Raw genomic sequence first — 9793 nt, 5'->3', positions numbered from 1 at the left:
GCAGGTATCGACGCGGTGGGGTGACGTCCAATTCGCCGCGTGATAGGCAAAGGGAATGGACCAGTTGCCCAGCAAAGAACAGATCCTTCAATGGATCGCCGACAATCCGACGCTTGCCTCCAAACGCGACATCGCCAAGGCCTTTGGCATCAAGGGTGGCGCCGCGCGGATCGAGTTGAAGCGCCTGCTCAAGGAATTGGAGCAGGAAGGCGGCGTTGCGCGCCGCAAGCGCCAGTTCCGCGAAAGCGGGTCGCTGCCGCCTGTGTCGATCCTGCGGATCCTGCCGCCCGATGCCTCGGGCGATCTCTTCGCCGTACCGCAGGAATGGGACAGCGGCGATGCCCCGCGTATCCATCTGATCACCCGCGCGGGTGATCCGGCGTTAGGGTCAGGCGACAAGGTTCTTGCGCGGCTGGACAAGGTCGAGGGCGAGGATTTCGCCTATCAGGGCCGGCTCATCCGCAAGCTGGGCACCTCGGCTTTGCGCATTCTGGGCGTTTTCCGCAGCACGCATGAAGGCGGGCGGATCGTTCCCATCGATAAGGGGGCCGACAAGGAATGGCGTGTGCCCACCGGTCTTACCATGGAGGCCGCCGATGGTGAACTGGTCGAGGCCGAGCAGGCCGGGCCAAAGCGCATGGGGCTGCCCACCGCGCGGGTGATCGCACGGCTGGGTGACCCTTCCGGCCCCAAGGCCGTCAGCCTGATCGCCATTCATCAGCACGGGATCCCTGATCAGTTCCCGGAAGCCGTTCTTGCCGAGGCGGACCGGGCCGAACCCGCTCATCTTGATGCGCGCGAGGATCTGCGCCACCTGCCGCTTGTTACCATCGATCCGATCGATGCCCGCGACCGCGATGACGCCGTTCTGGCGATCGCGGATGAAACCCCCGGCAATCCCGGCGGCTTCCTCCTCTGGGTCGCCATTGCCGATGTGGCCCATTATGTCCGCCCCGGCGCCGAGCTGGACCGCGAGGCGCGCCGGCGTGGCAACTCGACCTATTTCCCCGACCGGGTCGTGCCGATGCTGCCAGATGTCCTGTCGGGCGATCTGTGCTCGCTGCACGAAGGGGTGGACCGGCCCTGCATGGCGGTCGAGATCCGCATCGACGCGCAGGGGCACAAACTGTCGCATCGCTTCACCCGTGGCCTCATGCGTTCGCGCGGGTCTTTGCATTACGGACAGGTGCAGGCCGCCATCGACGGCGCCGTCGAGCCGAAGTTGGAGCCGCTGCTCGATCCGGTGATCCGGCCGCTTTACGCCGCCTATGCTGCGCTGAAAAGCGCCCGCGCCGTGCGCCAGCCGCTGGATCTGGATCTGCCCGAACGCAAGATCATCCTGTCGGAAGAAGGCAAGGTGACCTCTGTCGCCTTCCGCGAGCGCTTTGATGCGCACAAGCTGATCGAAGAGGCGATGATCCTTGCCAATGTCTGCGCGGCGGAAGAGCTGATCCGCCTCAAGTCGCCGCTCTTGTTCCGCGTACATGAAGAGCCGAGCCCCGAAAAGCTGGATGCGCTGCGCGAGGTGGCCGAGGCCTCGGGGTTCACATTGGCCAAGGGGCAGGTGCTCAAGACCGCGCACCTCAACCGGCTGTTGCAACAGGCCGAGGGCACCGATCAGGACGAACTGATCAACATCACCACGCTGCGCTCTATGACGCAGGCCTATTACAGCCCACAAAACTTTGGTCACTTCGGGCTGGCCCTTCGCAACTACGCGCATTTCACCTCGCCCATCCGGCGCTATTCCGACCTGATCGTGCATCGCGCCCTGATCGCTGCGCATCGCTGGGGCGACGATGGCCTGTCGCGTTGGGATATCGAGAACCTCGAGGAAACCGCCAAGCTGATCTCCGAGGCCGAGCGCCGCTCCATGGCGGCCGAGCGTGACACCATCGACCGCTATCTGGCGGCCTATCTGTCCGACCGGATCGGCCAGACCTTTACCGGGCGCGTTTCGGGCGTGCAGAAGTTCGGTCTCTTCGTGAAGCTTGATGAAACCGGCGCCGACGGTCTTGTGCCGATCCGCGAGGTGGGGCGCGAGTTCTTCTACTTTGATTCCGACAGCCAGACGCTGACCGGTGCTGACACCGGCCTGACGATCGGCCCCGGCGCGCGCGTCACGGTGCGGCTGGCCGAGGCCGTACCGGTCACCGGCGGATTGCTTCTGGAACTCTTGGAGATCGAGGGCGGGGCCCTGCCTGCCCGCAAGCCCACCAAACGCGGTCGCGGTGGCCCGATGCGCAGCGGACGCCCCACGGCGCGGCGCACGATCGTGCGCAAACGGCGCTAGATAGGCAGGCGCATACGCCGTTAGACGGGCGCCACCCTGCCGACGCCGCGTGCAATCGCGGCATCGGTGCTTCCCCCAGCGGGTAGCTTCGGGTTAGAGTTGTATCCGAGCAGACAAAACCAACCCGCCAAGGGCAAATCATGCATATTTCCAGAACCTTTGCCGCAATCGCGATTGCCGCCGTCCTGTCCGCCTGCGTCGGCGGTGGTGGCGCAGGACAGACCGGGAGCAGCCCGACCGTGATCAAATATGGCCGTGACCAGAATCCAGACCCGGCCAAGGTGGCGGGCCTGAACGCCTGGGTCGAATCCTTCCGCCCGCGCGCCCTGTCTTCTGGCGTCTCGGCTACCACCTATGACGCGGCCTTCAGCGACGTGGTCTACAATCCCGTCGTGATCGAACGGTCGATGAATCAGGCCGAGTTCACCAAGTCGCTGTGGGAGTATCTGGAGACCGCCGTTTCCGACAAGCGCGTGGCCAATGGCCGGGCCATGCTCGCCCGCTACGACGGCGTGCTGAACCAGATCGAGGCCACCTACGGCGTTGACAAGGAAGTCGTCGTCGCGGTTTGGGGTATGGAAAGCTCTTACGGTGAAAAGCGGGGCGATCTGCCGCTGATCGAGGCGCTGGCGACCCTGTCCTACGACGGGCGCCGGGCCGAGTTCTTTCAGGGCCAGCTTCTGGGCGCGCTGAAGATCCTGCAGGCGGGCGACACGGATTCCCGGCACATGATCGGGAGTTGGGCCGGGGCGATGGGGCATACGCAGTTCATTCCGACTTCGTACCTTGCTTTTGCGGTTGATTTCACCGGCGATGGCCGCCGCGACATCTGGTCGGATGATCCGACCGACGCGCTCGCCTCGACGGCCGCCTATCTGGCACGGTCGGGCTGGCAGCAGGGCCAGCCCTGGGGCATGGAGGTGACCTTGCCCGCCGGGTTCAATGCGGCCGTGTCGGGCAAAAATGCCAAGCGTTCGGGCGCCGACTGGCGGGCGATGGGACTGCGCCGGGCCGATGGTGGTGCGATCCCCGACGGGCAGGCGGCACTTCTGCTGCCTGCAGGCGTCAAGGGTGCGGCCTTCCTGATCTATCGCAACTTCCACGCCATTGAGCGCTACAATCAGGCCGATTCCTATGTGATCGGCGTCGGTCACCTGTCAGACCGGCTTAAAGGGGGCGGTCCCCTCAAGACCCCGTGGCCCGCGGGGGATGCGACGCTCCGGCTGTCCGAGCGGATGGAGTTGCAAGAGCGCCTGACGGCCGCAGGCTATGATACCGGCGGCACGGACGGTAATGTCGGCCCCAAGACCTATGCTGCGATCAAGGCCTTCCAGTCGTCGCGCGGGCTGGTCCCCGATGGCTACCCGGACCGTGAGTTGCTCGACCTGTTGCGGCGGTCCTGATCGTCGGACGGGGGGCTTTGCGCCCCCCGCGGTCATCGCTGCGCGCTGCCCTTCCCCCCGCAGGATATTTGAGAAAGGAAAGGGCGCCTTGACGTTTTATTAACCCCTCCGGCGTAGTCTCAAAGGGCGGTACAGGCGGGGACGCCGATGACCGCAAAGGAAAGGGGCCCGGTGTGGGATGCCACGCCGGGCAACTCGTCCTTGGCCTGCTTTCCTTTTCCAAATATCCTGCGGGGGTCCGGGGGCGCAAAGCCCCCGGGGCGGGGTAGATCAGAGGCCAGCCTCTGTCTCGGTCAGCAGCCCCTCGCTGACCAGCCGCCGCGCCCAGCCCTGCCAGCCGTCAAAACGGTGGCAGCGCCAGCCGCGCTCCTCTGCGGCCACGATATTGTCCTGACGGTCATCGGTGAACAGCAACTCATGCGGGGCCAATCCCGTTTCTTGCTCGACCAGTTCATAGATTCGCGGGTCGGGCTTGGTGACCCCCATGTGACCCGAGACGAAAGCCCGGTCAAACTCGGACAGGAAGTCATATTGGGTCTGCGCAAAGGCGAAGCTGTGGATGCCAAAGTTGGTCAGCGCATGGACGGGCATGCCACGCGCGCGCAAGGCCCGCATCAGCGAGATTGATCCGTCAATGGCGGGCGAGGCCATGTCGATCCAGTTGTCGAACCACATCCGGATCTCGGACTGCCATTCGGGGTGGCGGTCGGCCCAGGCGTAGATCGTTTCACGGAACGGTCCGCCCGCGTCGATCTCTTCGTTCATTGCGTGTAGGTCAACTTCGGCGAACAGCGCCTCGCGCTCGGCCCGGCCGATCTGCCAATCGTAAAATCGTTCCGGGTTCCACTCGATCAGCACATTGCCGATGTCGAAGATCACCGCCTTGACCGTCATTCCCGTCTCCTTGTCGCGCCCTCGCGCCAGAGCACATAGAGCCCGGCACCGCAGATCAAGGCAATCCCCAACCATGCGGTTGCATCCGGCCACTGGCCGAAAACGAGGACACCCCACAGGATCGCCATGGGCATGGCGGCGTATTCAAAGGGCGCGATGACCGCTGCCTCGCACATGCGGTAGGCCTGACTGACCAGAAGTCCGCCGATCGCGACCGAGAGGCCTGTCGCCAGAAACGCGGGCCAATCCTGTGGTGCAGGCCAGATCCACGCGCGGAAGAGAAAGGCGAGCGAGGGGTTTTCTGACCCCGCAAGATGCCCGTCCCCGACAACAAGCCCCATCGCCGTGCTGATCAGGATGAAGCCGATCTGCACATAGAGGTTCAGTGTGGCTGCACTTTCCGTCGCGCGCATATGGCGCGTCATCATATTGGTCGAGGCATAGGTTACGGCCGAGATCAGCACGAGGATGGCAGCCGGTTGAAACGCGCCGGCGCCGGGGCGCAGCATCACGACAACGCCCAGAAGCCCGAGCCCCACAGCGGTCCATCGGCGCGGGCCGACGGTCTCGCCCAGAACGAGAACGGAAAGCAGCGTGACGACGAGGGGGCTGATGAAGGCGATTGCAACGGCATCGGCGAGCGGAAGGGCTGCAAGGCCAAGGAAGTAGGTGATGTTCGACACCATGACGAGGCTTACGCGCAGAAGATGCCCGCGCGGGCGGCTTGTGCGCAATTGGCTGTAGCCGCCAGCCATGCCCATGAAAACCAACAGGAAAAGCAGGCTGATGATCGAGCGGGTCAGAATGATCTGGTGGAGCGCATAGGTGTCCGACAGCGACTTGATCGCGACGTCGTTCACCGAAAGCACGGCGGCGCCACAGACAGCGGCCAGAATGCCCAAGGTGGCAAGGCGGGGGGCGGTATCGATCATCATGCCGTGTGATACCGCGCGGACCGTGCCGCGTCTGTCTTGGCCGCGACACGGGGCAGCGACACAAAATGTCGTCTTTCTGCTATGATCCGGCTTGCCGTATCGCGCGATCCAACGCGTCGAGAAAGCGCGAGCGATCCGCGCGCGAGAACGGCTTGCCGCCGCCCTGCCGGAACGGATCGGCGCTGCGCAGGTCCTGCATCAGGTCTCGGGTAGCCAGAACCATGCCGATATTGGCGGTCGTCAACGCTTCGCCGTTGGGTTTGACCACGCGGGCGCCGGCGGCGACACAGCGCGCCGCGAGCGGGATGTCCGAGGTGATGACAACATCCCTCGGCCCCGCATTGGCCGCGATCCACTTGTCGGCCTCATCCGGCCCTTCGGCGACAAACACGCTGCGCACCAGCGGGTTGGCCGAAGGGCGGATGCCACCGTTCGAGACCAGCACCATCTCGATCCGGTGCCGCGTTGCCACGGTTTCCGCCTCGGCCTTTACCGGGCAGGCGTCGGCATCGACATAGATGACCGGACGGCGATCAGTCATAGAGCGCCGCGACGTGAAAGCCGATGTGATCTTCGATAAAGGTCGAGACGAAGAAGTAGCTGTGGTCATAGCCCTTCTGCATCCGCAGGATTCCGCCCTGACGTCGGGCGGCCATCGCCTCGGCCAGTGCCTCGGGGCGTAGTAGTTCGATGAACTGGTCGCTTGCGCCCTGATCGATCAGGATCGGCCCGTCAAAGCCGCGCTTGCGCATCAGCAGTGTGGCGTCATAGGCCGCCCATTTCGCCTCGTCTGCGCCCAGATAGGCGGTGAACTGCTTGCGGCCCCAATCGCTTGCGATGGGGTTGGCGATCGGTGCAAAAGCCGAAACCGAACGGAAGCGCCCCGGAAAGCTCATTCCGATGGTCAGCGCGCCATGGCCCCCCATCGAATGCCCCATGATCGACTGCCGCTCCTCGGCAAGCGGGAAGGCGTTGAACAAAAGCCGGGGCAACTCATCGGTCACATAGTCCCACATGCGGAAATGCGGCGCCCAGGGTGCCTCGGTCGCGTTGACGTAAAAGCCCGCGCCCTGACCCAGATCATAGGCGTCGTCGTTGGCGATATGGGCGCCACGCGGAGAGGTATCGGGAAACACCAGCGCAACGCCGGCCTCTGCCGCCCATTTCTGCGCGCCTGCCTTCACCATTGCGTTTTCATGCGTGCAGGTCAGCCCGGAAAGATACCAGATCAGCGGAACCGGACCACGCTCGGCCTCTTCGGGCAGGAACAGGCCAAAGGTCATGTCGCAGCCGCAGACCTGCGAGGCATGCGCGTAAACGCCCTGAACGCCCCCGTGGCAGCGGTTCTCGGATAGTGTCTTCATCAGTCCTCCTCAGCCCTTGATCCAGGCGATGACGGTGGTGACGGTCACGATGCTGGCGGCCGTCGAAATCAGGATGGCTGTAGAGACCCGCTGCGGGGCCACGCCGTAATGCTGGGCCAGAATATAGACATTGCCGGCAACCGGAAGGCTTGCCGCAGCGATCATTACGCCTGCGGCCTCGCGCTCCACCGGAAAGAGCCAGAGTGCCGCAATCGCGACCAGCAGGGGATGCAGGATCAACTTGGCGAAAGACAGCCAGCTTGCCACGCCCAACCGCTCGGCCCCCCGCCCGGCGAGCGAGGCGCCAATGGCAAAAAGCGCACCCGGCGTTGCCGCGCCCCCCAAAAGCGAGAGGAACTCGTTCACCGGCCCCGGCACCGGCAAGGCCCAGGCCGACCAGATCAGGCCCAGCACGATCGACACGACCATCGGATTCTTCAGCCAGCCAATCGCCAAGGATCTCAGCGCATGCCGCCCAAGTGCGCCGCCACGTGCGCCGGTGATGATCAAGGTGAACAGCGATGAAAACACCACCATATCCACGGTCAGCACCATCAGGACCGGCCCCGCCGCCGCTGGCCCGAGCAGGACGACCAGCATGGGCACACCGAGAAAACCGGTATTGCCGGACTGCGCGCATTGCGCCTCCATCGCGGCCTCCTCGATGCCACGCCCGCGGATCGTGGCGACGCCCAGCACCAGAAGGTAGAGAACCAACGAGGCCGAAAGATAGGCCATGACGAAGGTCGGATCGAAGATGTCGGCCAGGCTCAGGTTCGCGGCAAACCGGAACAGCATCGCCGAGAGCGCGAAGTAGAAAACGAACTTCGTAAGCCAGGCCACGCCCTCTTGCGGAAACATCCGGCTGCGACCTGCCAGATAGCCGACCCCGATCAGCGCAAAGAAGGGAAGCGTTTTCAGAAGGATAGAGATCATGCGCACCCCGTGGTCGTCCGCAGGCTTTCACGTCGCAAAGGCGGATGCAACCCTATGCGATGCCCCGGCGGCCCTATGGGCGGCCCGCCGTGGCGCAACTGCTGCGGGCGAGGGGAATCTAACCGCCGCCGATCAGCACGCCTGCCGCAAAGACCAGCGCACCGCCCAGAACCACCTGAAAGACCGCGCGGAAGAAGGGGGTCTGCATGTAGCGGTTCTGGATCCAGACAATCGCCCAAAGTTCGACGAACACCACGATCACCGCGATAGCCGTGGCCGTCCAGAAATCGGCGATGAGGTAGGGGAGGGCGTGACCCAGGCCGCCGAGTGTCGTCATCACGCCGGATGCGAAGCCGCGTTTGACCGGAGAGCCCCGACCCGACAGTACGCCATCGTCATGCGCAGCCTCGGTAAAGCCCATGGAGATGCCCGCGCCGACAGATGCTGCAAGGCCCACCAGAAAGGTGGTCCAGGTGTCCTGCGTCGCAAAGGCGGTGGCAAAGATCGGCGCCAGCGTCGAGACAGAGCCATCCATCAAGCCCGCAAGCCCCGGCTGCACCCATGTCAGCACGAACTGCCGATGCGCCGCCGCATCCTCGGCGCTGCGGCTGTCGGCATCGAGATGAACCTGCTCAAGCCGCTCGGCAGCTTGTTCATGACCCGCCTCGGCTGCAGCCAGATCGCCCAGAAGTTTGCGCGTGGCGGCATCCTGCGTGGCCTGCGCCGCCTTCAGATAGAAGGCACCCGCCTGCGCTTCCATTGCGGCGGCCTCGGCCCGGATGGCCGAAAGGCTCAGGTCCGGCATCAGCCAGACCGGGCGGCGTGCCTGAAAGCCCGCGACATGCTCGCGCCGGATCAGCGGGATCACCTCGCCAAACCGCGCGCGGTGCAGCGCGATCAGGCTCTGGCGGTGGCTGTCCTCTTCCAGCGCCATGCCGTCAAAGACAGCGGCGGTGGCTGGATAGTCGGCGCGCAGGCGCTGCGCATAGGTGCGATAGATACTGGCGTCGTCTTCCTCGGACGCGATGGCGAGGGCAAGGATCTCTTGCTCGGACAGGTCCGCGAACTTGCGACGATGCGACAGGGCAGAAAGCATGGCTTCACCAAATTAGAATAATTCTAATATAGGCGACTGCCGCGTATTGGCAAGCTGTTCCGAAGGTCAGGACAGATCGCGCGCCAGCAACTGCCCGCCGGGGCCGGGCTTGACCTCGAATCGGCTGGAGATCTTGCGCACCAGGTCCGAAAGCTTGGCGCTGCCATAGGTGCGGGTATCGAAGTCCGGGTTCGCCTGCGTGATGTACTGGCCGATCTGGCCTAGAGAATACCATTCGCCATCCGGATCGATGGCCCGCATTGCCGCAACAATCAGCGGGATCGCCTTTTGTGGTGGCTCTTTCTCGCGCCGCGTCATGGGCTTTGGCTCTGCCAACTGCCCCGCACGGGCGGGTTGTGCCACCACCTCTTCCGGCTCATCCGCCGACAGGTTCTCGACATAGATGAAGCGTTTGCAGGCCATGCGGAAGGCCTCCGGCGTCTTCTTCTCGCCGATGCCATAGACATCGAGCCCCTGTTCGCGGATGCGCGCGGCAAGGCGGGTAAAATCGCTGTCGGAACTGACCAGCACGAAGCCGTCGAACAGCCCGGAATGCAGAAAGTCCATCGCCGCGATCACCAGACCGATGTCGGAGGCATTCTTGCCCTTGGTATTGGAAAACTGTTGGTCGGCAACCATGCCAAGTGCTGCAACCTTCTTGGCCCAGCCCCCAAGACGCTGCGCAGACCAGTCACCATAGATGCGCCGCACGCTGGCCTCGCCCAGCCCCGCGATCTCTTCAAAGATCGCCTCGGCATAGCCGGATGGCACGTTGTCGGCGTCGATCAGCACACATAGGCGGGGGGCGCGGGCTTCGGGCATGGCTGTCCTCTTGTTGTTCTTGGCTGCATTGTCACAGCTTCCTGACACAA

9 protein-coding genes are annotated in these 9793 nt (G+C 64.2%); 2 read left to right on the top strand and 7 right to left on the bottom strand.

Translation table 11 applies throughout. From position 1 onward, the window contains the following. Positions 1–55 precede the first annotated feature (55 nt). Both rnr and FQU74_RS14730 read left to right on the top strand, forming a co-directional pair. Positions 56–2293 (top strand): ribonuclease R, encoded by a 2238-nt coding sequence (gene rnr / locus FQU74_RS14735; protein WP_146287247.1) that lies wholly within the window; start codon positions 56–58, stop codon positions 2291–2293. Between the two features lie 140 nt (positions 2294–2433). Beyond that, positions 2434–3696, top strand: a complete 1263-nt coding sequence (locus FQU74_RS14730) for a lytic murein transglycosylase (protein WP_146287246.1) — start codon at positions 2434–2436, stop codon at positions 3694–3696. Between the two features lie 270 nt (positions 3697–3966). On the opposite strand, the gene FQU74_RS14725 is transcribed toward FQU74_RS14730, so the two are convergent. The 7 genes from FQU74_RS14725 to FQU74_RS14695 all read right to left on the bottom strand — a co-directional run bounded on the left by FQU74_RS14725 (position 3967) and on the right by FQU74_RS14695 (position 9743). Further along, complete coding sequence (locus FQU74_RS14725) at positions 3967–4590, bottom strand: HAD family hydrolase (protein ID WP_146287245.1); 624 nt, start codon at positions 4588–4590, stop codon at positions 3967–3969. Next, complete coding sequence (locus FQU74_RS14720; protein WP_308423078.1) at positions 4587–5525, bottom strand: DMT family transporter; 939 nt, start codon at positions 5523–5525, stop codon at positions 4587–4589. Before FQU74_RS14720 ends, FQU74_RS14725 begins: the two co-directional genes overlap by 4 nt. A gap of 79 nt (positions 5526–5604) precedes the next feature. Beyond that, positions 5605–6066: a YaiI/YqxD family protein gene (locus tag FQU74_RS14715; protein WP_146287244.1), complete on the bottom strand. Its 462-nt coding sequence runs from the start codon at positions 6064–6066 to the stop codon at positions 5605–5607. Further along, the gene (gene fghA / locus FQU74_RS14710; protein ID WP_146287243.1) at positions 6059–6889 is read right to left on the bottom strand and encodes an S-formylglutathione hydrolase; all 831 of its coding nucleotides are present in this window, start codon (positions 6887–6889) and stop codon (positions 6059–6061) included. The genes FQU74_RS14715 and fghA overlap by 8 nt, the downstream gene beginning before the upstream one ends. A 9-nt stretch (positions 6890–6898) precedes the next feature. Continuing rightward, the gene (locus FQU74_RS14705; protein ID WP_146287242.1) at positions 6899–7825 is read right to left on the bottom strand and encodes an AEC family transporter; all 927 of its coding nucleotides are present in this window, start codon (positions 7823–7825) and stop codon (positions 6899–6901) included. 118 nt (positions 7826–7943) lie between these two features. Beyond that, positions 7944–8921, bottom strand: coding sequence for an iron exporter MbfA (gene mbfA / locus FQU74_RS14700; protein ID WP_146287241.1), 978 nt, complete (start codon positions 8919–8921; stop codon positions 7944–7946). A gap of 66 nt (positions 8922–8987) precedes the next feature. After that, positions 8988–9743 (bottom strand): NYN domain-containing protein, encoded by a 756-nt coding sequence (locus tag FQU74_RS14695; protein WP_146287240.1) that lies wholly within the window; start codon positions 9741–9743, stop codon positions 8988–8990. Positions 9744–9793 lie beyond the last annotated feature (50 nt).

Source organism: Gemmobacter aquaticus, assembly GCF_007859075.1.
In the GTDB taxonomy this organism is placed as follows: Bacteria; Pseudomonadota; Alphaproteobacteria; order Rhodobacterales; family Rhodobacteraceae; genus Gemmobacter; species Gemmobacter aquaticus.
Note: the sequence above shows the minus strand (reverse complement) of the source record. Positions and strands in the feature narration are given on the sequence as shown.